This is a genomic window from Microbacterium sp. Leaf351 (assembly GCF_001423825.1).
Taxonomy (GTDB): domain Bacteria; phylum Actinomycetota; class Actinomycetes; order Actinomycetales; family Microbacteriaceae; genus Microbacterium; species Microbacterium ginsengisoli.
Window position 1 is genome coordinate 20,641 of record NZ_LMPK01000013.1, and the last position, 26,327, is coordinate 46,967.

Sequence of the window (26,327 nt, forward strand, 5' to 3'; positions counted from 1 at the left end):
CGACCTCGAGGCCCTTGGAGTAGCCCTGGGTCACGCCGACGATGTTGTTGTTGATGAGCGTGCGGGTCAGGCCGTGGAGCGACCGCGACTCGCGCTCGTCATCGGGGCGGGTGACGAGAACCTGGTTCTCCTCGACCTTGACCTCGATGGGGCGGGCCACGGCGAGCGTGAGCTCGCCCTTGGGGCCCTTGACCGCGACATCCTGGCCCTCGACGGTCACAGTGACGCCGGCGGGGATGTCGATGGGAAGACGTCCGATACGAGACATGTCAGGTCACCACACGTAGGCGAGGACTTCCCCACCCACGCCCTTCTGCTCAGCCTGGCGGTCCGTGAGGAGGCCCGAGGAGGTGGACAGGATGGCGACGCCGAGTCCGCCGAGCACCTTGGGAAGCTCGGTCGACTTGGCGTACACGCGCAGGCCGGGCTTCGACACGCGCTTGATGCCGGCGATCGACCGCTCGCGGTTCGGGCCGTACTTCAGCGTGAGGGTGAGGGTCTGGCCCACGCGAGCCTCAGCGACGCCCCAGTCCGAGATGTAGCCCTCCTGCTTGAGGATCTCGGCGATGTGCGTCTTGAGCTTCGAGCTCGGCAGCGAGACGGCGTCGTGGTGAGCCGAGTTCGCGTTGCGCAGACGGGTCAGCAGGTCTGCGACCGGGTCTGTCATCGTCATGAGTGTTGTTTCCTTTGTTCACCAGGTTTCGAGGAGCCGTACACGGCACTCGACCTGTGGTGGATGGGTGTTACGCCTGGGCGTCCGCTCCGCGGAACGGGAAGCCGAGGTGACGCAGGAGCGCACGGCCCTCGTCGTCGGTGGATGCGGTGGTGACGATCGTGATGTCGAAACCACGCACGCGGTCGATGCGGTCCTGGTTGATCTCGTGGAAGACCGACTGCTCCTGCAGACCGAACGTGTAGTTGCCGTGACCGTCGAACTGCTTGTCCGAGAGGCCACGGAAGTCGCGGATGCGGGGCAGGGCGAGGTTCACCAGGCGGTCGATGAACTCCCACGCGCGGTCGCCGCGCAGGGTGACGTGGGCACCGATGGCCTGGCCCTCGCGCAGCTTGAACTGCGCGATGGACTTGCGGGCCTTGGTGACGATCGGCTTCTGACCGGTGATCTTGGTGAGGTCGTCGACCGCACCATCGATCACCTTGCTGTCACGAGCCGCCTCACCGACACCGGTGTTGACGACGACCTTCACGAGGCCGGGAATCTGCATGACGTTCGCGTACTGGAACTCTTCCTGCAGCTTCTTCTGGATCTCGTTCTTGTAGATCTGCTTCAGGCGGGGCTGGATCTTGCCAGCCGCCGCGGCAGTAGCGGTGCTCATCAGAGGTCCTTACCTGACTTCTTCGCGTAGCGGACGCGCACGGTGCGCTTCACGCCGTCCTTGACCTTCTCCTCCACGCGGTGGCCCACGCGGGTCGGCTTCTTGGTCGAGGGGNTGCCGCGGTCGGTCTGGCCGACGCGGGTGTGCTTGGTGACGTAGTTCACGCCTTCGACGATGACGCGGTTCTGCTCGACGAGGACCTCGAGGACCTTGCCCTGCTTGCCGCGGTCTCCGCCGCGCTCGGGCTTAGCGCCCGAGATGACCTGAACCAGGTCGCCCTTCTTGATGTTCGCCATGATCAGATGACCTCCGGGGCGAGCGAGACGATCTTCATGAACTTCTTGTCACGAAGCTCACGACCGACCGGGCCGAAGATGCGGGTGCCGCGGGGCTCCCCGTCGTTCTTCAGGATCACGGCGGCGTTCTCGTCGAACTTGATGTACGAACCGTCGGGACGACGGGTCTGCTTGACGGTGCGGACGACGACGGCCTTGACCACGTCGCCCTTCTTGACGTTTCCACCGGGGATCGCGTCCTTGACCGTGGCGACGATCACGTCGCCCAGGCCCGCGTAACGCCGGTTGGAGCCGCCCAGCACACGAATCGTCAGCAGCTCCTTGGCGCCGGTGTTGTCGGCGACCTTGAGGCGGGACTCGTTCTGAATCACTTCTTACTCCTTGGGTTCCAAGCAGCCGCGAGGGCTTACTTGGCCTTCTCGAGGATCTCGACCAGGCGCCAGCGCTTGGTGGCGCTGAGCGGACGGGTCTCGTTGATGAGGACCAGGTCGCCGATGCCGGCGGAGTTCGCCTCGTCGTGCGCCTTGACCTTCGAGGTGCGGCGGATGACCTTGCCGTAGAGCGGGTGCTTCACGCGGTCCTCGACCTCGACGACGATCGTCTTGTCCATCTTGTCGCTGACGACGTAACCGCGGCGGGCCTTGCGGTAACCGCGCGCGCCCTCCTCGCGGACATCGTGGGCGCCGTGCTCGACGACCTCGGTCGCCTCAGCGGTCTTCTTCGTGGTGGCCATCACTCAGCCTCTCCTTCGGCGGGAGCCGGGGCATCCTCGGTCTTCTTCGCCTTGCTCTTGCTGGCCTTCTTCGCCGGAGCCGCGGCCACCGGGGTGGCACGGATACCGAGCTCGCGCTCGCGGATCACGGTGTAGATGCGGGCGATGTCGCGCTTCACGGCGCGGATGCGGCCGTGGCTCTCGAGCTGGCCGGTGGCCGACTGGAAGCGCAAGTTGAACAGCTCCTCCTTGGCCTTGCGGAGCTCCTCAACGAGGCGCTCGTTCTCGAACGTGTCGAGCTCGCTCGGGGCGAGCTGCTTGGTGCCGACAGCCATTACGCGTCGCCCTCCTCGCGCTTGATGATTCGTGCCTTGAGAGGCAGCTTGTGGATGGCCCGCTGGAGGGCCTCGCGAGCGAGCTGCTCGTTGACGCCGGCGACCTCGAAGAGGACACGGCCCGGCTTGACGTTGGCGACCCACCACTCCGGCGAACCCTTACCGGAACCCATGCGGGTTTCGGCCGGCTTCTTGGTGAGCGGACGGTCGGGGTAGATGTTGATCCACACCTTGCCGCCACGCTTGATGTGACGGGTCATCGCGATACGAGCGGACTCGATCTGACGGTTGGTCACGTAGGCGGGGGTCAGAGCCTGGATGCCGAACTCACCGAACGACACCTTCGTGCCGCCGGTCGCCTGGCCATCGCGCCCCGGGTGGTGCTGCTTGCGGTACTTGACCTTGCGGGGGATGAGCATTATGCCGACGCTCCTTCTGCCACGGGGGCCTCGTTGCGGGGACCGCGACGACGGTCGCCGCCGCGGTCATCGCGACCACGGGGGGACTTCGGCGCGTTCGCCTGCTCGCGAGCGAGTTCCTTGTTGGTGAGATCGCCCTTGTAGATCCAGACCTTCACACCGATGCGGCCGAACGTGGTCTTGGCCTCGTAGAAGCCGTAGTCGATGTTCGCGCGCAGCGTGTGCAGCGGCACACGACCCTCGCGGTAGAACTCCGACCGGCTCATCTCCGCGCCGCCGAGGCGGCCCGAGACCTGGATCCGGATGCCCTTGGCGCCGGCGCGCTGGGCGCCCTGCAGACCCTTGCGCATCGCGCGACGGAACGCCACACGAGCCGAGAGCTGCTCGGCGATGCCCTGAGCGACGAGCTGGGCGTCGGCCTCGGGGTTCTTGACCTCGAGGATGTTGAGCTGGATCTGCTTGCCGGTGAGCTTCTCGAGGTCGGCACGGATGCGCTCGGCCTCGGCGCCGCGGCGACCGATCACGATGCCCGGGCGGGCGGTGTGGATGTCGACGCGCACGCGGTCACGGGTGCGCTCGATCTCGATGTTGCTCACACCGGCACGGTCGAGGCTCGTGAGGAGCAGCTTGCGGATCTTGATGTCCTCGGCCACGTAGTCGGCGTAACGCTGACCCGGCTTCGTCGAGTCGGAGAACCACCGCGACACGTGGTCGGTGGTGATGCCGAGGCGGAAGCCGTACGGGTTGACCTTCTGTCCCATTACTTGCTCGCCTTCTTCGCAGCGGCCGAGGTCTCGGCGACCTCGGGGGTCGAGAGCACGACCGTGATGTGGCTCGTGCGCTTCTTGATCTGGAAGGCACGGCCCTGCGCGCGGGCCTGGAAACGCTTGAGCGTCGTGCCCTCGTCGACGTACGCGTTCTTCACGTACAGGTCCTGCTCGTCCAGGTACTCGTTGAGCTGGTCGGCCTTCACGCGAGCGTTCGCGACAGCCGAGGCGACGAGCTTGTAGATCGGCTCGGACGCACTCTGCGGCGCGAACTTCAGGATGGCGAGGGCCTCACCGGCCTGCTTGCCCTTGATAAGCGCGACGACACGACGAGCCTTCTGAGGGGTCACGCGGATGTGCTTCACGCGTGCGATGGATTCCACCATGTTCTCTCCTCCTCTTTCTCTCTCCAGGAGCGCCCCCGCGTCAGCGGCGGCGACCCTTCTTGTCGTCCTTCTCGTGGCCGCGGAAGGTGCGGGTGGGCGCGAACTCGCCCAGCTTGTGGCCGACCATGGTCTCGGTCACGAACACGGGGATGTGCTTGCGACCGTCGTGCACGGCGATCGTGTGCCCGAGCATGGCCGGGATGATCATCGAGCGACGCGACCAGGTCTTGATGACGTTCTTCGAACCCGCCTCGTTCTGCGAGACAACCTTGCGAAGCAGGTGCTCGTCGACGAAGGGGCCCTTCTTCAGACTGCGTGGCATCTTCTTGACTCCTACTTGCGCTTCTTGCCGGCGGTGCGACGGCGGACGATGTACTTGTCGCTTTCCTTGTTGGCGTGACGGGTACGACCCTCCGCCTGACCCCACGGCGTGACGGGGNCACCACGGACGGTGGGACGCACGCCGAGCCAGCGCTTGCGGCCCGCCTTGCCCCAGTTGATGTTCGACTGCTCGGCGTTGCCGACCTCGCCGATCGTGGCGCGGCAGCGCGCGTCGACGTTGCGGATCTCACCCGAGGGGAGACGCAGCTGGGCGTAGGGGCCGTCCTTCGCGACGAGACGCACACCGGCGCCGGCCGAGCGGGCGAGCTTCGCGCCGCCGCCCGGGCGCAGCTCGATGGCGTGCACGACGGTACCGGTGGGGATGTTGCGCAGCGGCAGGTTGTTGCCGGGCTTGATGTCGGCCGCGGGACCGGACTCGATCACGTCGCCCTGCTGCAGCTTGTTCGGGGCGAGGATGTAACGCTTCTCGCCGTCGACGTAGTGCAGGAGCGCGATGCGCGCGGTGCGGTTGGGGTCGTACTCGATGTGAGCGACCTTCGCGTTGATGCCGTCCTTGTCGTTGCGACGGAAGTCGATGACGCGGTACTGACGCTTGTGGCCACCACCGATGTGACGGGTGGTGATGCGGCCCTGGTTGTTGCGGCCACCGGTCTTGGCGAGCGGGCGCAGCAGCGACTTCTCCGGCGTCGAACGCGTGATCTCGGCGAAGTCGGCGACCGACGAGCCGCGACGACCGGGGGTCGTGGGCTTGTACTTGCGAATAGCCATTTCTCTAGTCCTCTATCCCGACGTCAGCCGACGCTCGTGAAGATGTCGATGGTGCCCGACTTGAGCGTGACGATGGCGCGCTTGGTGTCCTTGCGCTTGCCCACGCCGAAGCGGGTGCGACGGGCCTTGCCCGTGCGGTTGATCGTGTTGACCGACGCCACCTGGACGCCGAAGATCTTCTCGATCGCGAGCTTGATCTCGGTCTTGTTCGAGCGCGGGTCCACGAGGAACGTGTACTTGCCCTCGTCGATGAGCCCGTAGCTCTTCTCGGAGACGACCGGCTTCAGGATGATGTCGCGCGGGTCCTTGCCGACGGTGCTCATGCGGAGACCTCCTCAGTGGCCGTCTTCGCCGCGACGAACGCGTCGTAGGCGGCCTTGGTGAACACGATGTCGTCGGAGACCAGAACGTCGTAGGCGTTCAGCTGGTCGAACGAGAGCACGTGCACGTACGAGATGTTGCGCACGCTCTTGAGCGTGAGCTCGTCATCGCGCTCGACGACGACGAGCACGTTCTTCGTCGGCGCGAGAGCGGTGAGAACCGCAGCCGCAGCCTTCGTCGAAGGTGCACCGTCGATCGCGAACGAGTCGACGATGTGAAGACGCTCGCCGCGAGCGCGGTCGCTCAGCGCACCGAGGAGCGCGGCGGCGATCATCTTCTTGGGGGTGCGCTGCGAGTAGTCGCGCGGCTTCGGGCCGTGGACGATGCCACCACCGGTCATGTGCGGCGCGCGGATCGAACCCTGACGGGCGTTACCCGTGCCCTTCTGCTTGAAGGGCTTGCGGCCGGCACCGGAGACCTCACCGCGACGCTTGGTCGAGTGGGTGCCCTGGCGAGCCGCGGCGAGCTGCGCCACGACGACCTGGTGGATGAGCGGGACGTTGGTCTTGACGTCGAAGAGCGCGGCGGGAAGCTCCACCGAGCCGGCCTTCTTGCCGGCGGCGCTGTGGACGTCGAGCGCGAGAGTCGTGTCAGACATGGACTCAGGCCCCCTTCACTGCGTTGCGGACGTACACGAGGCGGCCGCGGGCACCGGGGACGGCGCCCTTGACGAGCAGCAGACCCTTCTCGGCGTCGACGGCGTGCACCGTGAGGTTGAGGACGGTCACGCGCTCGCCACCCATACGGCCGGCCATGCGCATGCCCTTGAAGACGCGGCTCGGGGTCGACGAGGCGCCGATCGAACCGGGCTTGCGGTGGTTGCGGTGCGCACCGTGCGACGCGGAGACACCCTTGAAGTTGTGGCGCTTCATGACACCGGCGGTGCCCTTGCCCTTGCTGGTGCCGACGACGTCGACCAGCTGGCCCGACTCGAACACGCCCTCAGCCGTCAGTTCCTGACCGAGTGAGTAGTCGGAGGCGTCGGCGGTGCGGATCTCGGTCACGTGGCGGCGCGGCGTGACGCCGGCTGCCTCGAAGTGGCCCTCGAGGGGCTTGGTGACCTTGCGGGGGTCGATCTGGCCCGCGGCGATCTGAACGGCGTTGTAGCCGTCCTTCTCGACGGTGCGGATCTGCGTCACGACGTTGGGCGTCACCTGGATGACGGTGACGGGAACGAGCTTGCCGTTCTCGTTCCAGACCTGGGTCATGCCGAGCTTGGTTCCCAGCAGACCCTTCGAAACCTTGGAGTTGATGTCAGTCATCGTGGGCCTCAGAGCTTGATCTCGATGTTGACATCGGCCGGGAGGTCGAGACGCATCAGCGAGTCGACGGCCTTGGGCGTCGGGTCGATGATGTCGATGAGGCGCTTGTGGGTGCGCATCTCGAAGTGCTCGCGGCTGTCCTTGTACTTGTGGGGCGACCGGATGACGACCACGACGTTCTTCTCGGTCGGCAGGGGCACGGGGCCCACCACGGTCGCGCCGGCACGGGTCACGGTGTCGACGATCTTGCGCGCGGAGCTGTCGAGGCCCGCGTGATCGTACGACTTCAGGCGAATGCGGATCTTCTGTCCCGCCATTTGTCTGCTCACTCTCTTTCTCGCGTCTTACGTCGTGAACGCATCGGACGCACGGTGGCGCTCGCGCGCCATGGCACTTCTTCCGCTCTCGCGGATCCTGCACCGCTGTTCTGGTGTCATACCGGATGTGTCCACCCGGCCACCGCTCTCCGCACGCACGCGTGCGCCGACCGTTTCCGGATCGTGGAGTTTGGTGGGATGTTCTGCTGCCCGCGGCCTAGACCCGCGCTGTCGCGCTGCCTATGCACTGCCCTGGCAGTGATCCGGAGGAACCGCGCTCACGCGCGACAACAGCCCCGGAATGTGGAACCTCACTAGTGTACGTGCAGCCCGGGCGTGTCGCAAACCCGGGCGTGTCGCGGCATCCGCGTCGTTCCGCGGCATCCGCCCGCTACAACGACGACGGGGCCGGACCCGAAGGCCCGACCCCGTCGCAGGAAGCGCAGTGATTACTTGATGATCTTCGTCACCGTGCCGGCGCCGACGGTGCGGCCACCCTCACGGATCGCGTAGCCGAGGCCCTCTTCCATGGCGATGGGCTGGATCAGCTCGACCGTCATGTCGGTGGTGTCACCGGGCATGACCATCTCGGTGCCCTCGGGCAGCGTGATGACGCCGGTCACGTCGGTGGTGCGGAAGTAGAACTGCGGGCGGTAGTTCGTGAAGAACGGGTTGTGGCGGCCACCCTCGTCCTTGGACAGGATGTACGCGGTGCCCTCGAAGTTCGTGTGCGGGGTGACCGAACCGGGCTTCACGACGACCTGGCCGCGCTCGACGTCGTCACGCTTGGTGCCGCGCAGGAGCAGACCACAGTTCTCGCCGGCCCAGGCCTCGTCGAGCTGCTTGTGGAACATCTCGATACCCGTGACGATCGTCTTCTGCGTCGGGCGCAGACCCACGATCTCGACCTCGGAGTTGATCGCGAGCGTGCCACGCTCGGCACGGCCGGTGACGACGGTGCCACGACCGGTGATCGTGAACACGTCCTCGATCGGCATGAGGAACGGCTTGTCCTTGTCGCGCACCGGGTCCGGGATCGACTCGTCGACAGCGTCCATGAGCTCGATGATCTTCTCGGTCCACTCGGCGTCGCCCTCGAGAGCCTTCAGGCCCGAGACGCGGACGACCGGAGCGTTGTCACCGTCGAAGTCCTGCGACGACAGCAGCTCGCGAACCTCGAGCTCGACGAGCTCCAGGATCTCCTCGTCGTCGACCATGTCGCTCTTGTTGAGCGCGACCAGCAGGTAGGGCACGCCGACCTGCTTGGCGAGCAGCACGTGCTCGCGGGTCTGAGCCATCGGGCCGTCGGTGGCGGCGACCACGAGGATCGCGCCGTCCATCTGGGCGGCACCGGTGATCATGTTCTTGATGTAGTCGGCGTGACCCGGGGCGTCGACGTGAGCGTAGTGACGCTTCGGGGTCTCGTACTCGACGTGCGAGATGTTGATCGTGATACCGCGCTGACGCTCCTCGGGAGCCGAGTCGATCGACGCGAAGTCGCGCTGCACGTTGGTGGCCGACGGGTACTTGTCGGCGAGCACCTTCGAGATTGCGGCGGTGAGCGTGGTCTTGCCGTGGTCGACGTGACCGATCGTTCCGATGTTCACGTGCGGCTTGGTCCGCTCGAACTTGGCCTTAGCCACTGGGTCCTCCTCAGGACGGTCGTGTAGATGCCCCGGNGTTCATGTGAAGTTGTGGGATCCGGAAGGGATGCCGCGGGCACCGCAGCGCCCGCGACATCCGGGCGATCACTCGCCCTTGTTCTTCTGGATGATCTCGTCCGCGACGGCGCGCGGGACCTCGGCGTAGCTGTCGAACACCATCGAGTAGACGGCGCGACCCGAGGTCTTCGAGCGCAGGTCGCCGATGTAGCCGAACATCTCGGACAGCGGCACCTGGGCACGCACGACCTTGACGCCCGAGGCATCCTCCATCGACTGGATCTGTCCGCGGCGGGAGTTCAGGTCGCCGATGACGTCACCCATGTACTCCTCGGGGGTACGCACCTCGACGGCCATGACCGGCTCGAGAAGAACCGGGTTGGCCTTGCGGGCGGCCTCCTTGAAGCCCATCGAGCCGGCGATCTTGAACGCCATCTCCGACGAGTCGACGTCGTGCGCCGCACCGTCGGTGAGGGTCGCCTTGACACCGACCATCGGGTAGCCGGCGAGCACGCCGACGTTCATGGCGTCCTGGAAACCGGCGTCGACCGACGGGATGTACTCGCGCGGGATGCGTCCACCGGTGACGGCGTTGACGAACTCGTACGTCTGCTCGGCCGTGACCTCGAGAGGCTCCAGCTTGAACTGGATCTTCGCGAACTGGCCCGAGCCACCCGTCTGCTTCTTGTGGGTGTAGTCGTGACGCTCAACCTCCTTGCGGATGGTCTCGCGGTAGGCGACCTGCGGCTTGCCGACGTTGGCCTCGACCTTGAACTCGCGCTTCATGCGGTCGACCAGGATGTCGAGGTGCAGCTCGCCCATGCCCTTGATGACGGTCTGGCCGGTCTCCGAGTTCTGCTCGACGCGGAACGTCGGGTCCTCTTCGGCGAGCTTCTGGATCGCAAGACCCAGCTTCTCCTGGTCGGCCTTGGTCTTCGGCTCGATGGCCACCTCGAGCACCGGGTCGGGGAAGGTCATCGACTCGAGCACGACCTGCTGGCTCGGGTCGCTCAGGGTGTCACCGGTGGTGGTGTCCTTGAGGCCGATGACCGCGTAGATGTGACCGGCGGTGACCGAGTCGACCGGGTTCTCCTTGTTGGCGTGCATCTGGAAGATCTTCCCGATGCGCTCCTTCTTGCCCTTGGTCGAGTTGATGACCTGGGCGCCGGAGTCGAGTCCGCCCGAGTAGACGCGGATGTAGGTGAGTCGACCGAAGAAGGGGTGCGTCATGATCTTGAACGCAAGAGCGGCGAAGGGCTCCGTGGCGTCGGCGTGACGCAGGATCACCTTCTCCTCGTCCTTCGGGTCGTGAGCCTCGACGGCCGGCATGTCGAGCGGCGACGGGAGGTAGTCCACGACCGCGTCGAGCATCGGCTGCACGCCGCGGTTCTTGAACGCCGAGCCGCAGAGCACCGGGTAGAGCTCGCTGGCGATCGTGAGCTTGCGGATGGCGCCCTTGATCTCGTCGACCGTGAGCTCCTCACCGCCGAAGTACTTCTCGAGGAGGGCCTCGTCGCTCTCGGCGACGGTCTCGAGCAGCTTCTCGCGGTACTCGGCGGCCTTGTCGGCGAGGTCGGCGGGGATCTCCTGCACCTCGTACTTGGCGCCCATGGTCACGTCACCCTTGGCGTCGCCCGGCCACACCAGGGCGCGCATCTCGACGAGGTCGATGACACCGAGGAAGTCGGACTCGGCACCGATCGGAAGCTGCAGCACGAGCGGCTTCGCGCCCAGGCGCTTCACGATGGTCTCGACGGTGAAGTAGAAGTCCGCGCCGAGCTTGTCCATCTTGTTGACGAAGCAGATGCGGGGGACGTCGTACTTGTCGGCCTGGCGCCACACGGTCTCGGACTGGGGCTCCACGCCCTCCTTGCCGTCGAAGACGGCGACGGCGCCGTCGAGCACGCGAAGGTTGCGCTCGACCTCGACCGTGAAGTCCACGTGACCGGGGGTGTCGATGATGTTGAGCTGGATGCCGTTCCAGAAGCACGTGGTCGCGGCCGACGTGATCGTGATGCCGCGCTCCTGCTCCTGGGCCATCCAGTCCATCGTCGCCGCACCGTCGTGCACTTCGCCGATCTTGTGGGTGATGCCCGTGTAGAAGAGGATGCGCTCGGTCGTCGTCGTCTTTCCGGCATCGATGTGCGCCATGATGCCGAAGTTGCGGACCTTCGTGAGGTCGGTGAGCACTTCTTGTGCCACGGGTTCTTCCTTACGTAGAGGGAGGGATGTCGCGGGGGTGCCGGCTCCGGGGCACGAGGCTCCGGAGCCGGCAGGGGGCTGTTACCAGCGGTAGTGCGCGAAGGCGCGGTTCGACTCGGCCATCTTGTGGGTGTCCTCACGGCGCTTGACCGCGGCACCGAGACCGTTCGACGCGTCGAGGATCTCGTTCTGCAGACGCTCGGTCATCGTCTTCTCACGACGACCCTTCGCGTAGCTCACGAGCCAGCGCAGCGCGAGGGTGTTGGCGCGGTGCGCCTTGACCTCGACGGGAACCTGGTAGGTCGAGCCGCCGACGCGGCGGCTCTTGACCTCGAGGGTGGGGCGCACGTTGTCGAGCGCCTTCTTGAGCGTGGTGACCGCGTCCTGGCCGTTCTTCGACTCGACGCCGGCGAGGGCGCCGTAGACGATCGACTCGGCGAGGGACTTCTTGCCGTCGACAAGGATCTTGTTGACGAGCTGGGTGACGATCGGAGCGCCGTAGACCGGGTCGTTGACGACGGGGCGGCGAGGGGCGGGACCCTTACGAGGCATCTAACTCAACCCTTCTTCGCGCCGTAGCGGCTACGGGCCTGCTTGCGGTTCTTCACGGCCTGCGTGTCGAGCGCGCCGCGGACGATCTTGTAGCGGACACCGGGAAGGTCCTTCACACGGCCGCCGCGCACGAGCACGAGCGAGTGCTCCTGCAGGTTGTGGCCCTCACCGGGGATGTAGGCGGTGACCTCGACGCCGTTGCGGAGCTTCACACGGGCGACCTTGCGCATCGCCGAGTTCGGCTTCTTCGGGGTCGTCGTGTACACGCGGGTGCAGACGCCCGCCTGCTGCGGGTTCGACTTCAGTGCGGGAGCCTTGGTCTTGGAGACCTTCGGCGACCGGCCCTTGCGAACCAACTGCTGAATGGTTGGCACGTTCTCTCCTTGTTTGTGCTGCACGGTGACAGCGTTCGTGTCTCCCCCGGCTCGTCACGGTTCTTTGCGTTCCGTGTCGCTCCGGGCTCACGTGGATCCATCGGCGGCGCAGAATGACTGGACCGCGTTCTGTGATGGATATGCCGTGGGGGTGACCTGTTCGCAGGCCCTTCCCTGAGATGTGTGGGCGATGAACGCCTGCGTTGCACCGGGGCACAGCACAGGGCGCGCATGGGCGCACACCCGATCAATGATACGCGGGATTTTCGGGGTCGGTCAAACGCGCGGGATCACCGGAACACGAGCAGCAGCACGGCCACCGTCACCCCGAGCACCGCGAGGCCCGCGGCGGCGATGATCAGCACGGCGAGGCGCCTGCGTGCGGCACGACGACGAGCCGCGATGACGGATGCCCCGTCCACCCGATGCTGCGCGGGGCGCACCGGCGCGGGGGCCCGCTCGGCGAACACCGCGGCGGGCGGACGCGGGCGATAGATCGGCGGATCCGCGGCCGGCGCGCGACCCTCACGTGCGGGGAACAGCGCGTCGGGAGCGCCGGGCACGGGCGGGGCGGCTCGCCGCGAGACCCGAGGTGCCGTGGCATCGTCGGGCAGCCGACGGGCCGAGACCGCGGTCGCCTCCTCGGATGCGTGCGCGACCGGCGGCTGGACTCCGGCGACGGATGCCGCGGTCCGCCTCGCACTCGCCTCGGTGCGGTCGCCGGCAGGGTCGGCCCGCCGAGCGCTGAGCTCGGTGCGATCGTCGACAGGGTCGGCCCGCCGAGCACTCACCTGGGTGCGATCGTCGGCCGGATCGACCCGCCGAGCGCTGAGCTCGGTGCGATCGTCGAGCGGATCGCTCACCCCTCGACCCGGTTCAGCCGCACCTCGACGTCGCCGAGGAAGAACCGGTCACCTGCCTCCGCCTCGACCCCCGGCTCGATCTCGACGTCGGTGCCCATGACGGTGGAGAACAGCACGCCGTTCGTCGAGTGCAGATCGGTGATGTACCACCGGTCGCCCAGCAGGCGCAGAAGCGCATGGGTCTTGGACACCGTCCGGGTGTCATCGCTGAGCGGCACGAGCTGCGCACCGGGATGCGCGGGATCGGCGGCGGGGCGGCGCCCCACGATGACGACGTCGGCGGTCAGTTCCACGCTCGCGTTCCGGGCGGTGGCAAGCGACCAGCGCACCTTCCTCCGCCGGGCGATCACCGTCGCGTCGGCCCCGTCCTCGAGGTCGTCCTCGGCATGCCACTGCGCCGAGACCGCGCCGGCCGCCGAACGCGGCACCCCGGCGACGGGCGCTCCGGCCACCGCCGAGACCTCGCCCGTGATCTCAGGGAACACCGGGTCGACGATCGGGGGCTGCCACGCCCCCCGCGCCGGCGAACGGGTGAGAGACGGGGCATCCGTCGTGTCGGAGAGGCCGCCGGTCGCCTCGGGGGCGCGCCACGGCACGGGACTCGCGGGATCGTCGACGGCGGCGGAGGCCCGGCGCGCACCCGAGGCCGCATCGGAGAGATCGACCGTCTCGTTGTCGGCGACGGGCTCGTCGGAACGCATCGGCGGGACCAGTGCGTCGCCACGATCGGCGGGCGGGACCGACGACACCGGAGCCGAGGGCACCGAGCGGAACGAGATGCCCGCGCTCAGCTCGTCGATCTCGTCACGGCCGTCCCCGAAGACGGGGCGGGCAGGGAAACCGTTCGCATCCACCGGCACCTCAGCCGGCGGTGTCGGTGCCGCTGACGCGGGGGCCGGGGACTCCGGGGTGGGTCGGTCGAACCGCTCGCTGTCCTCCTCCGGCCACAGGTCCGCGAAGATCGACGAGCCCGGCGCGGGGGACGGCGCGGCGGGCGCCTGCCACGGGGTCTCGGCGACCGCAGGGGCGGAGGACGCGGGCGCCGCAGGCGGCGTCGTCGGCGGAGTCCACGCGGCAGGCGCCGCCGCGGCGGCGGCCGGCGTCGGCGCGGAAGCGGCAGTCGCGGCCGCGGGGGGAAGCGGCGCGGCAGGCGCCGCACCGGTCGATGCGGGACGGGCGGCATCGTCGGCGACCGCGAGGTCTGCCGGAGACGGCAGCGGCGCGGCGGACGACGCGGGCGCCGCGGCATCCATCGGCGACGACACGCGTGCAGGCGCCCGCAGCGATGAGCGGACGGGACCGGCGACCGGACCCGCTATCCATCGAGCGGAGCCGAATCCGACGACGGTCGCCCACACCGGAAAGAGCAGCGCCGCGAGCACGGTCAACCCGCTGCCGAGCCCGAAACCCTGGTTGACGCGGTGCGCCGCGACGACCACGACGACCCAGAGGAAGAGCCAGCCGAACACCGGCACGAGCCCCAGCAGCACCAGCCACGGCGAGAGCCCGCCGAGCTGCAGGAGGCTCGCGATGTTGAACACCGGCACCCACGCGCGCCAGCTCTCGAAGCCCGCCTTGCGGAACACGGCGGACAGCGACAACGCGACCCAGACGTACAGGGCCGCAACGATCACGAGGTACAGCACCAGCACGATGGCCAGAGTGGACGAGTTCGACATGTCCTAGCGCGCGGGACGGCGAGTCCGGCGCGTCCCCCTTCCGGTCGATCCTGCACGGGCGCCCGATCGGGTGGACGAGCGCGTGAACCTCGGCGCGGCGAACCGCACGAATGATCTCAACGATAGAGCCGTGGCGAGTTTTCGCCAGAACCCCTGGCCACCGGCGAAGCCGCGGCGCTCCACGTCGACGATGCGCCAGAACGCGTCCGCCTCCTCGGCGCTGGGCGGACGGGGCGAGAACACCGCCTCATCGGCGCCGTCGGCGAGCACCGTCCCGCTCGGTGTGCCGTAGAGCGCGGCGAGCTCGCGCCGCGTGCGGCTCGCCGGCCGCGCACGACCCGCGTCGATCGCGGCATCCACGTACTCATCCCAGCCCCCCGCCACCTTCTGCGCCGGATCCGCCTGCAGCCGGCGCGAGCGCCGCCGGAAGAACCTCGCCCCGGCCACGAGGAGGAACGGCCCCCCGAGCACAAGCAGCACGAGCAGCACGAGGCCGCCGATCTTCAGCGTCGCCCACAGCCAGGCGAGGTCCCAGCCGGAGTCACCCGCCGACGAAGCCTGCCGATCGGAGTCCTGCTGCACCGGGTTCGGCGGTGCGACCTCGTCGACCGAGTCGGGACGCACCTCGGTGACGTTCTCGGGGTCGCGCTGTCGCGTCACCTCGAGGCTCGGCGACTGGGCGTGCTGCGGGGTGGCATCCACCGCGATCCACTGCCCCTGGTCGTCGCGCACCTCCGTCCAGGCGCTCAGGTCGTCGGCACGGCAGGCTCCGTCCACGCACACGGGCACCGTCGCGTCCGCCGAGCTGAGACGGGCGCCGAGAACCACGCGGGCCGGGAAGCCGAGCTTGTTCGCGATGAGGGCGACCGCGACGGCGAACTGCTCGTCGTCGCCGACGGCTGCGACGTAGTTGTCGGTCGCCGCCGCCTGCGGGTCGGCCTCGCGTTGGAGCAGCTTCGCGAAGAGCTGGTCGACGCGCGCGAGCGAGTGACCGGCCGCACTGGGCTGGAAGGTGTAGTCCGCGAGCCCCGCCATCCACACCGGGGTCTCCCCCGTCGACACCGACAGGGCATGGCTGAGATAGCCGCGCGCCCTCAGCAGGGCGACCAGCCCCGACAGCGCCTCGCCCCCCGTGCCGGTCTGGTGGACCTCGACCCACTTCGTGAGGTTGTCGGGCAGGGTCACCGAGGTGGCCGCGCCTCCCGGAGCCCGCACGGTCGCGAGATCGGGGGTGATCGGGTCGACCCCTGTCACGCGATAGACGTCACCCGCGCCGAGGCCGTTCGGCACGGTGTCGACGCCCGCCTGCGCATCGGCGTTGTAGTAGAAGCCGTCGCTGAGGGCCGCGGCACGCGACCCCTGAAAGTCGACCGACGAGACCTGGCCGAGGGTCGGCAGCCAGATGCCGCTGAGGCCGCCGATCGTCACGGTTGCGTCGATCGCGGTGCCCGCACCCGCATCGAGGCTCGACGGCACGCGCACGAAGCGCCCGTCACCGGAGGAACCGGCACGGTAGATCTCGCCGTCGTACACGTCGAGGGTCGCAAGCCGCACTCGAGCGGGCGCGGTGCCCGTCGTCGTCACCTGGAAGAGCACCAGGTCGGCCTGGGTGTCGCTGAACAGCGACCGATAGGTGGAGAGCGGGCTCGGTTCGGCCGCGAGGTCGATCGTCGGCCCGACCGCGCTGCGGAGCACCTCGCGGTCGAGGCCGCGGGCGGCGAACGGTACGACCGCCGCCGTGACCACGACAGCCACGACCACCATTCCGGCGGCGAGGGCGAGCCGGCCACCCGAGAACCCCGTGCGCAGTCGCCGGGCGCGGATGCCGCTGGCCCCGGCCGCGGCCGCGAGCAGGCGCAGCCGCTGATCCCGCTCCCGCCATGCGAGCCAGAGAAGGGCGGCGACCACGGTCGCCACCCCCACGAAGGTCTCGATCGGGGCGGGGACGGACACCGGGCCGAGCACGAGCGGATCGCTCGTCACGGAGCGGCCGAAGAGCAGACCGAACACGGGCATCGCGACGGCCGCCGGCACCGCGAGCACCGCACGGCGGTCGGCCCGCCAGGCCGCCAGCAGCGCCAGGGTCGTCGCGACCAGGAAGGTCACGAACACGGGGACGAGCAGGTTGCGGTAGTCGCCGACGGGAAGGTCGACCGTGAGCAGGTCCTTCCACGCGAGCGCGACTCCGCGCGCGAGCTCGACGAACCCGCCGCCGAGCTGATCGAGCGCGCTCAGGCGCCCCGGCATCGTCACGGGCACGCCCAGCACGGCGACGGCACCGAGAAGCGCGAGCACCACCACCCACCACGGCAGTCGTCGCCGCGTCACCGCAGCGGCGATCACCGCACCCACGACCGCCGCGACCGCGACGACGACGAGCAGCCACGCGGTGCGGTAGATCGGCCAGGTCGCGACCGTTCCGAGCACGACCATCGTCAGCACATACGATGCCCCGGCCACCACCCGCGGCCAGGGCGACGCGGTGCGACCGCGTGCCGCGCTCACGACGTCGCCCCCCGCAGCAGCAGACCTGCGAGGTCGTCGACGGTGCCGACGGTGAGCACCGTGAGAGAGCCGAGCACCTGCAGGAGCGGATGCGCGCGCTCATCGCAGATGACGGCGAACACCGCGGTGTCCGCCGGGAACGCGAGCGCGATCTGCCGCACCCGACTGAGGGTCAGCGTGGACCCCAGCACGAGGAACGCGACCGAGAGCCGCTCGTTCGCCTCGACGGCGGCCCGGCACACCTGGTCGACCGGAACCGTGTTCTCCAGCCTTTCGACGCCGCTGAAACCGTCGAGGAGCGGCCGCGCCGCGATCGTCGGCAGGTGCTGCACCGCGCGCAGCCGACCTCGCACCACCCGGGGGATCGCGGACCCGGCCAGGATGTCGAGCTCGCGCGCGTCGCGAACGGCACGGAGCCCGAGCGACGCCGCGCAGGAGACGGCGAGTTCGAACTCGTCGGCGTCGGCGTACTCTGTCGCCGCGACCGCGAGCACGACAGCCATGCGCGAGCGACGCGACTCCTCGTACTGGCGCACCATCAGCCGCCCCGTCTTCGCGGTCGACTTCCAATGCACCTGTCGGCGAGAGTCGCCCGGTGTGTACTCGCGGATGGCGTGGAACGACATGTCCGCATCGACGAGCCGGCGGGTCGCGGCACCCTCGAGGTCGCGGATGAGGCCCGCACTCGTCGACGGGAGCGTGGCCGTACGCGGGTGCACGAACAGCTCGTGGACGTCCTCGAACGCACGCTCGCGGCGCAGCATCCCGATCGGATCGCCCCGTACGGTCGTCACCGGGCCCACCGTCACAATGCCGCGACGCAGCGACGGGATCTCCACCGGCTGAACCACCTGCTGGGCGGGACGCAGCAGCGGTACCCCGATCTCGATGAGCCCACGCCCGACCGGCACGTCGAGACGACCCGGAAGGGCGGTGCGTCGACCGACGTTTCGCACCACGATGCGACCGTCCACCGCGTCCCCCGCCACCACGCGCTGATGCGTCATCGTGAGGTCGACGTCGTACGACCGGCCGCCGAACAGGAACGGCACCGCCATCGCCAGCAGCAGCAGTCCGAGGCATCCGGCGACGATCGCCTCCACCCACCCGAACACGAGCCCGAGCACGAGGCCTGCCGTGCCGGCGACCGCCAGCACCGCACCCGCCGGGCGCACCGTGTCGCGCAGCCACTCCGCGGTGGCCGCACCCGCCCGCCGCAGCACGCCCCACACCTCGGTCAGCCACACGACGGCGCCCACGATGCGGCGGCCACCGACCGTGGTCACCTGCGTGCGGGCGGTGGTCGTGTGCCCCGAGGTCTGCGTGCGCGCGACGCGGGAGTCGTTCAGCGTCATGCGGTCTCGCGCTGAGTGGGAGGCGCGACGTCGAGCAGCACCTCGCCGACGACGGCCTCCTGGGTGACGCCGTCGAACTCGGCCTCCGGGTGCAGGATCAGCCGGTGGGCGAGCACCGCGACCGCGAGGGACTTCACGTCGTCGGGGGTGGCGTAGGTGCGCCCCTGCGAGGCGGCGCGCGTGCGGGTGGCGCGAGTGAGCGCGAGCGCCCCGCGGATCGACACCCCGAGGCGCACCTCGTCGGCCGAGCGGGTCGCGTCGACGATGCGCGCGATGTAGTCGAGGACGAGGGCATCGACATAGGTGTGCGACGCGAGGTCGGCCATGCCGGCGAGCGCCTGCGGAGTGACGATCGGAGGGAGATCGGCCGTGGCGACCGCGGCGCCGTCGAGGATGCGCACCGTCGCCGCGTGGTCGGGATACCCGAGCGAGGTGCGCATCAGGAACCGGTCCAGCTGCGCCTCCGGCAGCCGGTAGGTGCCCGCCTGCTCCACCGGGTTCTGGGTCGCGAGTACGAGGAACGGATCGCCGACCGCGCGGGAGACGCCGTCGACGGTGACCTTGCCCTCCTCCATCACCTCGAGCAGCGCCGACTGGGTCTTGGGGCTCGCCCTGTTGATCTCGTCGGCGAGCACGATGTTCGCGAAGATCGGCCCGGAGTGGAACTCGAACGACCCCGACTTCTGGTCGTACACGGTGATGCCGGTGATGTCGCCGGGCAGCAGGTCGGGGGTGAACTGGATGCGCGTGTTCGTGCCCTGCACGGACTGCGCGAGCGCCCGCGCGAGGGACGTCTTGCCGGTGCCGGGGACGTCCTCGAGCAGCACGTGCCCGTCGCTCAGCATCGAGGTGAGCACCAGTTCCACGATGTGCCGCTTGCCGAGGATCGCCCGTTCGACGTTGTCGGCGATCTGACCGAACGTCTGCGCGAACCAGGTGGCCTGCTCCTGCGTGAGGGTCATCGGGAATCCTTTGCGTGAGGGGACGGGGAACAGAGGGATGCCGCGGCTCAGCCGCCCGCGCTGGGCGGGTTGCAGTCGACGCGGAAGCTGGTGGAGTAGCCGTTCACGTTCCACCCGGTCGCCGACCAGTCGACGGCGACCGACAGGGTCGCGTAGTCGGCGCCCGCCGGAACCAGCCAGGGATCGTTCGCGTCCGGGGTGAGCTCGACCGGTCCGAGCAGTCCGTTGCGGTAGTAATGCACGTCGGAGAACGTGAGGGCGGCCCGGCTGTTCGACGAGGCCCCTGTGCGCTGCAGATCGGAGCCGGTCGTGCAGACGGCGCTCCACCGCGCCTGCAGCTGGTACGGCGCGGACCCGGCGGCGGGCGTCACATCGGCCCAGTTGCTGGTCGTGCCCCAGTCGTTGTGCACGTACCGCACCCGGATCCCCGGGTCGGAGCCGACGACGTTCGTCGGGTATCCGGAGAACTCCGCGTGGTTGTTCGTCGGCGGCTGCTCGGTCGAGGTCGGCGCGCTCTGGATCGTCCAGAACACCTGGTTCGGCGTGCTGGCGGAGACCTGCGGTGCGGGGGCGACCGTGAAGGTGTAGCCCTGCGGGGCGGCCTGGCTCTGCACGGCGCGCACCTGCTCGGTGTCGCCCGCGTCCCCGAAGGACGTGCCGCCGATCATCGACCGCACGCAGAGCGTGAAGGTGTACACGATCCCGTCGGGCACCGTCGACTCGACCTGATACGTGCCGGACCCGCTCGTGGGAGGTTGTGATGCCGTGCACCCGCCGGTGCCCTGCACGACGCCGAAGCGCAGCTGCGACCCATCGCCGCCGGGCTGGGCCGTGCCGGTGGCGAGGATCGTCGACGAGCCGTTCCCATTCGATGTGGCCTGCAGCGCCAGGGCGGCGTTCACCGGCGCACCCACGCCGTTCGTGTTCACCGTCGCCGCCGACCCGGCTGTCGACCCCGCGAGCCCGGGCGGGAGCGAGTAGCGCGAGACAGGTGTCACCGTCACCGGGGTCTGGGTGTTCGATCCGACCACGAACCGTGACACCGAGACGCTCGTCTGGTTCGGCGCGATGGTCACGGTGCGCGTCTCGCCGACGGCGCTCTGGATGCGCAGCGAGCCCGTCTGGGCCGCGTCGATCCCGCTCACCTGTAGGTCGACGACTTTGCCCGACCCGTCGGCGGTGACGAGGGGGGTCGCGGTGACCTGACCCGGCGTGGCCGGCGCGTCGTACGCCCAGCCCAGGGTGCGCACGCTCGATCGCGACTCGCCGACGGCGTTGACCGCCCAGACTTCGTAGGTGCGTTGCTCGCCGTTGGGCGCCGAGATGTCGGGGCAGACACCGTTCGGGGCGCACTGAGCGACGACCTGTCCCTGCCAGCGCACGACGAACCCGGTCAGCGCCGGGTACGCCAGCGCGGCGGCGCCGGGGTCGACCCGGAGCGTCAAGGTGCCGTCGGCGTAGTCGGTCTGTCGCACGCTCGCGGGAGCCTTGGGGTATCCCTGCAGATCGAGCAGGATCGTGCCGTCGCGCTCGGCGGTCGTGATGCGGCCCTGCGCATCTTGCACGGAGAACGCGGCCGTGCACGTCGCGCCCGGGGCATCCGATGTCCACGAGGCGGTGACGCTCGTGGGCGACGCGACCTGGAAGCTCACCCCGACGCACGCGCCGACCGGACGCGCCGCCACGACGATCAGCGGCGTGCGCGGCAGCGGATTGACCTCGCCGCTCGCGCCGATGACCGCGAACGTGCACGAGGAGCCGTTCGCCTGGGAGCACTGCCGCGCCACGGTGCCGCCCGCGGGCAGCGTCGACGGCGCCGCGCCCACCCTCAGGATCAGACGCGCCGGCTGCACCGAGGTGTAGTTCGTGACGGTGACCACCACGGCGTCCTGGGCACCCGGGAGCGCCCGGTCGTTTCCGGTGACAGTGAGCACCGAGCCCGCGAGCGAGACCTGGAACAGCGACCCGGAGTACTGCACCGCGTAGCGGATGTTCTCCCAGTCGGGGCGCAGCTGCCACGTCGTCATCGTCTTGAGGTCGTACGTCTGGGTCTCCCCCGGGCCGACGGTGATCGAGGCCGGGGACAATTGCGGCTGCGGGTCGCGCGGGATGACGGTGATGGGCACCGACAGGTAGGTCCACTGCTGCTGGCCGACGACGCGGACCGGCACGCGGCATGCGTCGACCCAGGGGGCGTTCGCGTTCGCGTCGTAACGCAGCACGGTGCCCGAGACCACGGAGCACAGGGCACCCTGCCGCGCCCCGGAGGCCGAGACATCCGAGCCGACCTCGATCGTCGTCCCGCGCGGTGCGCTGACGAGGTCGGTCATGTCGAACTCCGCCGACTCCAGCTCGGTGACCTGCACCGGCCGGATGCTCGGCTGCAGCGACACCGACATGTCGTTGCGCCCCGGTACACGCAGGAACGCGTACGTCGAGACCTGCGTGTCGCCGATCTTCCCCGTGACGACGAACGGGATCAGCTCGGTCGCCTCGGGCACCGCGCCGGAGATCGTGCGTCCGTCGGCGGTGAAGCCCGCGACGGGATGCCACAGCGACACCGTCAGCGACGACACATCGCCCGCCGACCAGCTCGACCTGCCCGTGAGCACGTCGACACCGCCGACGATGTCGTCGCGATTCTCGGGAGTGAGCACGGTGTCGGCGACGATCGGGTAATCCGGCACGGGATCGCGGATGACCTGCACCACGATGAGTCCACGACCGGTGTTGCCGGACCCCGACTTCACGTCGTAGAGGAACGACGTGGTTCCCGGATCGGTGCCGGCCGTGATGACCACGATGCCGTCGGTCGTCGAGGTCACCCGCGCCTTCTCGGCCTCGTACTGCGGGTTGGGAGATCCGTCGTCGAGAGTCGCCGGGAGGTCGGGGCGCACGTCGGTGAGCGTCAGACCCTGCATCGTCGGATCGATGTCGTTGGCGAGGGGACTCACCCGCACACTGTTGGTCTCGCTCGCCTGCACCTGCACGTAGTCGGTGAAGGTGACCGGGCTCGGGTTCGACTGGTCGTCGAGCACCCCGACCCGCACCGTGCCCTTGCCGACCGCGCCGAACTCGTCCGTCACCTCGTAGGTGAAAGACACCTGACCGCGGTAGCCCGACACCGACGTGTAGAGGATCGAGGCGCCGTCGGGCGAGATCGTGGCGACACCGCTCTGCGGCTGCCCGTCGATGCCGGTGAGGGTGACGGTGTCGCCGTCGGGGTCCATGCCGTACCCGTCGAACGGGATCAGCACCGACTGACCGGCGAGCACGCGACCCTCGAGCGTGCGCGGGGTCGGGGCACGGTTCGTGTCGTTCGACAGCACGTGCACGTGCACGGTCGCGGTGGACTGCAGCCTCGGCGAGCCCGATGTGTAGTCGGAGTACTCCACGGTGTAGTCGCCGGGGGTGGCCGGGGCGAGGTAGCGTAGCGTGCTTCCCGAGGCGAAGGCGAGCGCATCCGGCGTCGAGGAGCGCACCGAGGAGGGATCGAGCACCGGCACCCCTCCGGCCGGCGAGATGTCGTTGTCGAGCACGGGGATGTCGATCTGAGTGCCCTCGCGCACGGTGACGGTGTCGTCGACGGCGATGGGGGCGAGTTCGGGCGCCTCGGGAAGCAGGTAGACCGTCGCGGTGCCGGTGACGCGGGAGCCCGCGTCATCGGTGCCGTCACTGACCGCATAGGTGACGGTGCCGAGCAGTCCCGACGCGCCCGTCGCCGTCGTACCCGAGACGCGGATGTAGCTCTGACCCACACCGTCCACGGACAGGCTCGCCCCCGACGCCGCGGTGCCGACGATGTCGTTGATCAGAAGCACCCGGCCGGTCGGGTTCGAGACGGCTTTCAGCACGTCGAGGGTGGCGTCCTGCTGCGGATGCACGAACGCGACGACCGGGGCCGTCGCCAGCTGCGCGGGCGCGTCGGCGGGGAGCAGGGTGATCTTGGCGGTGCCCGTGGCATCCGATTGCCCATCGGAGACCGTGAAGTCGACGCGATAGGTGCCCGCCGCCTGCGCCGAGAAGTCGAAACGGGTCGAGCCGTCCACGATCGTCGCGCTCGCGGCGGCCTGATCGAGCACCCGCACCGAGGTGAGGTGCAGTGAACCCGCCGTACCCGTCACGTGCGGGGCCACGTCGATCTCGGTACCCGCGCCGACGACGTCGACCGACGCGAACGACTGCACGGTGAGCTTCGGCTGGGGCGTCACCCTGATCGTCAGCGTGCGCTCGGCGGTCTTGCCGGTCGTATCCGACACGGTGACGATGAGGTCGATCTGCTGCTCGCCACCCGACCCGTCGTCGGCGTGCTGATAGACGACCTCCCCCGACGGGGATGCCGCGACGGTGCCGACGCCCGACGGGTTCTGCACGCTCAGCAGGAACACCGGGTCGCTCTCGGGGTCGACCCAGCCGGGCAGCACCGGCACCGTCACTGTGCCCCCTCGCGCGACCTCCGGGGNCACGACGGTCAGCGTCACGGTCGTCGGCTTCGAGAGAAGGCCGTCGGAGGTCGTGCCGTCGCTCACCGCGTACTGGAACGTGGCCGTGCCGCTCGCACCCGGCGCGACCTGCACGGCGAACTGCTGACGGTTGTCGGTGATGCTGAGGGTGCCGAAGCCGGGATCGAGTCCGGTGACGGAGGCCGGATCGATGCTCAGCACGTCCTGGTTGGGGTCGTGGTCGTTCAGGAGGACCGGCAGCGACACGAGAGCGCCCGCTCTCACCCCGAACGTGTCGGGCTCCGCGATCGGCGGCTTCGGGTCGATGACCACCTGCTGCTGCTGATCGCTCTGCGCCTGCGTCGGATCGGTGCGATCATCCAGCGACCAGTCCTGGCTGGATGTCACGAGGGTGCCGTCGGGCACGAGCCACACCCATCCGGAGCGCGTCTCGTTGAGGATGACCGCGTTCGCGCTCTGCACGAACGCCGGGCGCACGTCGTTGGGGAGGCTCAATCCGCCGTAGTCGAGCGTCTTGCGACCGGTCTTCGAGCTCCACAGCACCCCGCCGTCGGCGCCCGTGCCGACCCACGCCGCGAAGACCTCGCCGTCGTGCACGACGGGGGTCGCCGGAACACCGAGGCTCGCGCCTCCTTCGGACCCCTCCTCGACCCGCGGGGACGACCCGTCGACCGGCACGCTCACGAGTGCCGAGGCCGACGCGACGTAGACCGCACCCACGGAGGTGGAGGGTGCCCCGACCACGGCCGTGCCGGTGACCGGGATCTTCTCGGCGGCGCGCCCCTGCACGAGGACGTCGCCGGTGTCGGCGCCCACCAGCACCCACGTGTCCCCCGCGGCCGAGATCAGCGGCGTCGCCGGATCGATCGCGCTCGCGTCGTCCCGGCGCAGCTGCTTCCCCGTGACGATGTCGTAGACGAGCACCTGCTTGTCGCGCTTCGAATAGGCGTACAGCCGGCCGCGGGCATCGACCGCGATCGCATCCGCCGCAAACTGGGGCGCGTTGTCGGTGGCGGCGTCCGGGTCGACGAGGCTCGACGATCCTGTGGACAGCCGGCCCGCGAACACGGCGCCCGCGTCGGTCAGGTAGGCCGCGAAGTCGCCGGAGGTGGCGACATCCTTCGTTCCCGACGGTGTCGAGTCGGATGCGCGCAGGGTCTCCTCGTCGAGGTTCACCGGCTGCGCGGGGTCGATCTTCGTGAGCTTCGTGAAGCTGTCCGAGTAGAGGTACGCCCCGTCAGGTCCCTGCGCCACCTCGCTCGGGTTGCTGATCGAGCGCACGGTGTCGAGCTCTCCGATGCTGGTGTTCACCCGCGCGTACCGCCGGCCGTCGCCGGTCTGCAGCGCCCACACCGAGGTGTCGTACTTCGGCGTCTCCTGCGCATCGAGACCTGGCCACACCACCGCGAGCGCGACGACGAGACCGGCGACCACCACCGCGGAGACGGTGGCGATGATCCCGACGCGCCGCACTCAGATCACTCCGACCACGACGAGCACGACCATCACGACCAGAGCGGCCACCGCCGCGGCCGCGACACCGGCCAGCACCCAGGGCACCCGCGCACCGCCGCGCGTCGGCGCGGAGATGTCGGAGTCCTCATCGCGCGCGAGCCCGCGCACACCGGACTGCTCCCGCTTCTTGCGGCGTGAGTCGTGGACGACGTGCGAGCGCACGCTGCCGCGGAGCGTGGCATCCGTCAGATCGACCGCGGCGACCCCGGGCTCCCACTCACCCTGCGCCACCTCGAGGGGGGTCAGAGCCAGGCCGAGGTCGCGCTGCACCTCGCGCAGCGCCTCGGCGAAGGCCAACGCCGTCGGATACCGCTTCCGTGGATCCCGGCTCATCGCCCGCTGCAGCACCTGCTGCAGCTCGGCGGGCACGTCGGTGCGGGCGATCTCGGTGTAGCTCGCCCGGGCGATGCGTCGGCGCAGCTGGTCCTTCGAGTTCTGCCCGCGTTCACGTCGTTCGAACGGGCTGTGGCCGGCGAGAAGCGAATAGACGGTGGCGCCGAGACTCCACACCTCGCTCGAGATCGTGCCGCTGCTCTGCTCCTCGACGACCTCGGGCGCGCTCCACGGGATCGACATCGCGAGCACCTCCTCGCTCGAGGAGCGGGCGAGCGCCGACGCGATGCCGAAGTCGGCGAGCACCGGTGAGCCGAAGGTCGTCACGAGGATGTTGCTGGGCTTGACGTCGCGGTGGATGAGGCCGGCACGGTGCGCCGACTCGAGGGCGCTCGCCATGCGCACACCCGTGGCGAGCACATCGTCGACCGGCAGCCGCTCGAGGCGGTACCGCTGAGCGAGCGACCCGGGGCAGTACTCCATCACGATGTACGGGCGTCCGTCGGCCGAGATGCCGGCCTGGTAGACGGTGACGATCGAGGGG

Annotated in this window: 25 protein-coding genes and 5 pseudogenes; all 30 read right to left on the reverse strand. The window is 69.2% G+C overall.

Going from position 1 to position 26,327, the window contains the following annotated elements; genetic code table 11:
* Positions 1-268, reverse strand: a 268-nt coding sequence (locus ASG00_RS17150; protein WP_442922608.1) for a 50S ribosomal protein L6, incomplete at its 3' end; no start/stop codon positions are given.
* A gap of 6 nt (positions 269-274) precedes the next feature.
* Positions 275-673, reverse strand: a complete 399-nt coding sequence (gene rpsH / locus ASG00_RS05460) for a 30S ribosomal protein S8 (RefSeq protein ID WP_045246796.1) — start codon at positions 671-673, stop codon at positions 275-277.
* Positions 674-743: 70 nt separating this feature from the next.
* Positions 744-1,334 (reverse strand): 50S ribosomal protein L5, encoded by a 591-nt coding sequence (rplE, locus tag ASG00_RS05465; RefSeq protein ID WP_045246797.1) that lies wholly within the window; start codon positions 1,332-1,334, stop codon positions 744-746.
* Positions 1,334-1,448, reverse strand: a pseudogene (locus ASG00_RS17155) (50S ribosomal protein L24); the annotation flags it as partial. The pseudogene ASG00_RS17155 and the gene rplE, both read right to left, overlap by 1 nt.
* A 1-nt stretch (position 1,449) precedes the next feature.
* A pseudogene (locus tag ASG00_RS17160) lies at positions 1,450-1,630 on the reverse strand (50S ribosomal protein L24); the annotation flags it as partial.
* Positions 1,631-1,632: 2 nt separating this feature from the next.
* Positions 1,633-2,001 carry a 50S ribosomal protein L14 gene (rplN, locus tag ASG00_RS05475; RefSeq protein WP_045246799.1) on the reverse strand — a complete coding sequence of 123 codons (369 nt, stop codon included), beginning with the start codon at positions 1,999-2,001 and terminating at the stop codon, positions 1,633-1,635.
* Positions 2,002-2,036: 35 nt separating this feature from the next.
* Positions 2,037-2,363 (reverse strand): 30S ribosomal protein S17, encoded by a 327-nt coding sequence (rpsQ, locus tag ASG00_RS05480; protein ID WP_045246800.1) that lies wholly within the window; start codon positions 2,361-2,363, stop codon positions 2,037-2,039.
* A complete protein-coding gene (gene rpmC / locus ASG00_RS05485; protein WP_045246801.1) occupies positions 2,363-2,677 on the reverse strand; it encodes a 50S ribosomal protein L29 in 315 nt (104 codons plus the stop codon). Before rpmC ends, rpsQ begins: the two co-directional genes overlap by 1 nt.
* Positions 2,677-3,096, reverse strand: coding sequence for a 50S ribosomal protein L16 (gene rplP, locus ASG00_RS05490; protein ID WP_045246802.1), 420 nt, complete (start codon positions 3,094-3,096; stop codon positions 2,677-2,679). The genes rpmC and rplP overlap by 1 nt, the downstream gene beginning before the upstream one ends.
* Positions 3,096-3,857: a 30S ribosomal protein S3 gene (gene rpsC / locus ASG00_RS05495; protein ID WP_045246803.1), complete on the reverse strand. Its 762-nt coding sequence runs from the start codon at positions 3,855-3,857 to the stop codon at positions 3,096-3,098. The genes rplP and rpsC overlap by 1 nt, the downstream gene beginning before the upstream one ends.
* The gene (gene rplV, locus ASG00_RS05500; protein WP_045246804.1) at positions 3,857-4,249 is read right to left on the reverse strand and encodes a 50S ribosomal protein L22; all 393 of its coding nucleotides are present in this window, start codon (positions 4,247-4,249) and stop codon (positions 3,857-3,859) included. The genes rpsC and rplV overlap by 1 nt, the downstream gene beginning before the upstream one ends.
* A 40-nt stretch (positions 4,250-4,289) precedes the next feature.
* Positions 4,290-4,571 carry a 30S ribosomal protein S19 gene (rpsS, locus tag ASG00_RS05505; protein ID WP_045246805.1) on the reverse strand — a complete coding sequence of 94 codons (282 nt, stop codon included), beginning with the start codon at positions 4,569-4,571 and terminating at the stop codon, positions 4,290-4,292.
* An 11-nt stretch (positions 4,572-4,582) separates the two neighbouring features.
* Positions 4,583-4,688 (reverse strand): annotated as a pseudogene (locus ASG00_RS17165) (50S ribosomal protein L2); the annotation flags it as partial.
* Between the two features lies 1 nt (position 4,689).
* Positions 4,690-5,359, reverse strand: a pseudogene (rplB, locus tag ASG00_RS05510) (50S ribosomal protein L2); the annotation flags it as partial.
* A 23-nt stretch (positions 5,360-5,382) separates the two neighbouring features.
* Positions 5,383-5,682, reverse strand: coding sequence for a 50S ribosomal protein L23 (gene rplW / locus ASG00_RS05515; RefSeq protein ID WP_045246807.1), 300 nt, complete (start codon positions 5,680-5,682; stop codon positions 5,383-5,385).
* Positions 5,679-6,338, reverse strand: coding sequence for a 50S ribosomal protein L4 (rplD, locus tag ASG00_RS05520; RefSeq protein WP_056207460.1), 660 nt, complete (start codon positions 6,336-6,338; stop codon positions 5,679-5,681). The genes rplW and rplD overlap by 4 nt, the downstream gene beginning before the upstream one ends.
* 4 nt (positions 6,339-6,342) lie before the next feature.
* Positions 6,343-7,002, reverse strand: coding sequence for a 50S ribosomal protein L3 (rplC, locus tag ASG00_RS05525; protein WP_056207462.1), 660 nt, complete (start codon positions 7,000-7,002; stop codon positions 6,343-6,345).
* An 8-nt stretch (positions 7,003-7,010) separates the two neighbouring features.
* Positions 7,011-7,319, reverse strand: coding sequence for a 30S ribosomal protein S10 (gene rpsJ / locus ASG00_RS05530; RefSeq protein WP_045246810.1), 309 nt, complete (start codon positions 7,317-7,319; stop codon positions 7,011-7,013).
* A gap of 449 nt (positions 7,320-7,768) precedes the next feature.
* Complete coding sequence (gene tuf, locus ASG00_RS05535; protein WP_045246811.1) at positions 7,769-8,962, reverse strand: elongation factor Tu; 1,194 nt, start codon at positions 8,960-8,962, stop codon at positions 7,769-7,771.
* A 105-nt stretch (positions 8,963-9,067) separates the two neighbouring features.
* On the reverse strand, positions 9,068-11,182 hold the full coding sequence (fusA, locus tag ASG00_RS05540; protein WP_056207465.1) for an elongation factor G: 2,115 nt from the start codon (positions 11,180-11,182) through the stop codon (positions 9,068-9,070).
* An 81-nt stretch (positions 11,183-11,263) separates the two neighbouring features.
* Positions 11,264-11,734 (reverse strand): 30S ribosomal protein S7, encoded by a 471-nt coding sequence (gene rpsG / locus ASG00_RS05545; protein ID WP_045246813.1) that lies wholly within the window; start codon positions 11,732-11,734, stop codon positions 11,264-11,266.
* Positions 11,735-11,739: 5 nt separating this feature from the next.
* The gene (gene rpsL / locus ASG00_RS05550; RefSeq protein ID WP_045246814.1) at positions 11,740-12,108 is read right to left on the reverse strand and encodes a 30S ribosomal protein S12; all 369 of its coding nucleotides are present in this window, start codon (positions 12,106-12,108) and stop codon (positions 11,740-11,742) included.
* A gap of 290 nt (positions 12,109-12,398) precedes the next feature.
* Positions 12,399-12,971 (reverse strand): hypothetical protein, encoded by a 573-nt coding sequence (locus ASG00_RS05555; RefSeq protein ID WP_056207467.1) that lies wholly within the window; start codon positions 12,969-12,971, stop codon positions 12,399-12,401.
* Positions 12,968-14,650: a DUF5684 domain-containing protein gene (locus tag ASG00_RS05560; protein WP_056207469.1), complete on the reverse strand. Its 1,683-nt coding sequence runs from the start codon at positions 14,648-14,650 to the stop codon at positions 12,968-12,970. The genes ASG00_RS05555 and ASG00_RS05560 overlap by 4 nt, the downstream gene beginning before the upstream one ends.
* 3 nt (positions 14,651-14,653) lie before the next feature.
* Entirely contained in the window at positions 14,654-17,155 is a 2,502-nt protein-coding gene (locus ASG00_RS05565; RefSeq protein ID WP_156454734.1) for a transglutaminase domain-containing protein, read from the reverse strand.
* On the reverse strand, positions 17,152-18,510 hold the full coding sequence (locus tag ASG00_RS05570) for a DUF58 domain-containing protein (RefSeq protein WP_056207471.1): 1,359 nt from the start codon (positions 18,508-18,510) through the stop codon (positions 17,152-17,154). Before ASG00_RS05570 ends, ASG00_RS05565 begins: the two co-directional genes overlap by 4 nt.
* Positions 18,507-19,472, reverse strand: coding sequence for an AAA family ATPase (locus ASG00_RS05575; RefSeq protein WP_045246818.1), 966 nt, complete (start codon positions 19,470-19,472; stop codon positions 18,507-18,509). The genes ASG00_RS05570 and ASG00_RS05575 overlap by 4 nt, the downstream gene beginning before the upstream one ends.
* A gap of 47 nt (positions 19,473-19,519) precedes the next feature.
* Positions 19,520-23,934, reverse strand: a 4,415-nt coding sequence (locus tag ASG00_RS05580) for an Ig-like domain-containing protein (RefSeq protein ID WP_442922609.1), incomplete at its 5' end; no start/stop codon positions are given.
* Between the two features lies 1 nt (position 23,935).
* Positions 23,936-25,408: pseudogene (locus tag ASG00_RS18745) on the reverse strand (Ig-like domain-containing protein); the annotation flags it as partial.
* Positions 25,409-26,327: serine/threonine-protein kinase (locus ASG00_RS05585; RefSeq protein WP_235559201.1), on the reverse strand; the 919-nt coding region annotated here is incomplete at its 5' end. It abuts the pseudogene before it with no gap.

Excerpts from the sequence above, each read along its gene's own strand:
- ASG00_RS05575 (WP_045246818.1), bottom strand. The coding sequence starts at position 19,472 with ATGACCCTCACGCAGGAGCAGGCCACCTGGTTCGCGCAGACGTTCGGT.
- rplP (WP_045246802.1), bottom strand. The coding sequence starts at position 3,096 with ATGCTCATCCCCCGCAAGGTCAAGTACCGCAAGCAGCACCACCCGGGG.
- rpsS (WP_045246805.1), bottom strand. The coding sequence starts at position 4,571 with ATGCCACGCAGTCTGAAGAAGGGCCCCTTCGTCGACGAGCACCTGCTT.
- rplC (WP_056207462.1), bottom strand. The coding sequence starts at position 7,002 with ATGACTGACATCAACTCCAAGGTTTCGAAGGGTCTGCTGGGAACCAAG.
- rpsG (WP_045246813.1), bottom strand. The coding sequence starts at position 11,734 with ATGCCTCGTAAGGGTCCCGCCCCTCGCCGCCCCGTCGTCAACGACCCG.
- rpsH (WP_045246796.1), bottom strand. The coding sequence starts at position 673 with ATGACGATGACAGACCCGGTCGCAGACCTGCTGACCCGTCTGCGCAAC.
- rplW (WP_045246807.1), bottom strand. The coding sequence starts at position 5,682 with ATGAGCACCGTCGGCAAGGACCCGCGCGACATCATCCTGAAGCCGGTC.
- rpsQ (WP_045246800.1), bottom strand. The coding sequence starts at position 2,363 with ATGGCCACCACGAAGAAGACCGCTGAGGCGACCGAGGTCGTCGAGCAC.
- rpsJ (WP_045246810.1), bottom strand. The coding sequence starts at position 7,319 with ATGGCGGGACAGAAGATCCGCATTCGCCTGAAGTCGTACGATCACGCG.
- rplE (WP_045246797.1), bottom strand. The coding sequence starts at position 1,334 with ATGAGCACCGCTACTGCCGCGGCGGCTGGCAAGATCCAGCCCCGCCTG.
- rpmC (WP_045246801.1), bottom strand. The coding sequence starts at position 2,677 with ATGGCTGTCGGCACCAAGCAGCTCGCCCCGAGCGAGCTCGACACGTTC.
- rpsC (WP_045246803.1), bottom strand. The coding sequence starts at position 3,857 with ATGGGACAGAAGGTCAACCCGTACGGCTTCCGCCTCGGCATCACCACC.
- ASG00_RS05570 (WP_056207471.1), bottom strand. The coding sequence starts at position 18,510 with ATGACGCTGAACGACTCCCGCGTCGCGCGCACGCAGACCTCGGGGCAC.
- rplD (WP_056207460.1), bottom strand. The coding sequence starts at position 6,338 with ATGTCTGACACGACTCTCGCGCTCGACGTCCACAGCGCCGCCGGCAAG.
- rplV (WP_045246804.1), bottom strand. The coding sequence starts at position 4,249 with ATGGTGGAATCCATCGCACGCGTGAAGCACATCCGCGTGACCCCTCAG.
- ASG00_RS05560 (WP_056207469.1), bottom strand. The coding sequence starts at position 14,650 with ATGTCGAACTCGTCCACTCTGGCCATCGTGCTGGTGCTGTACCTCGTG.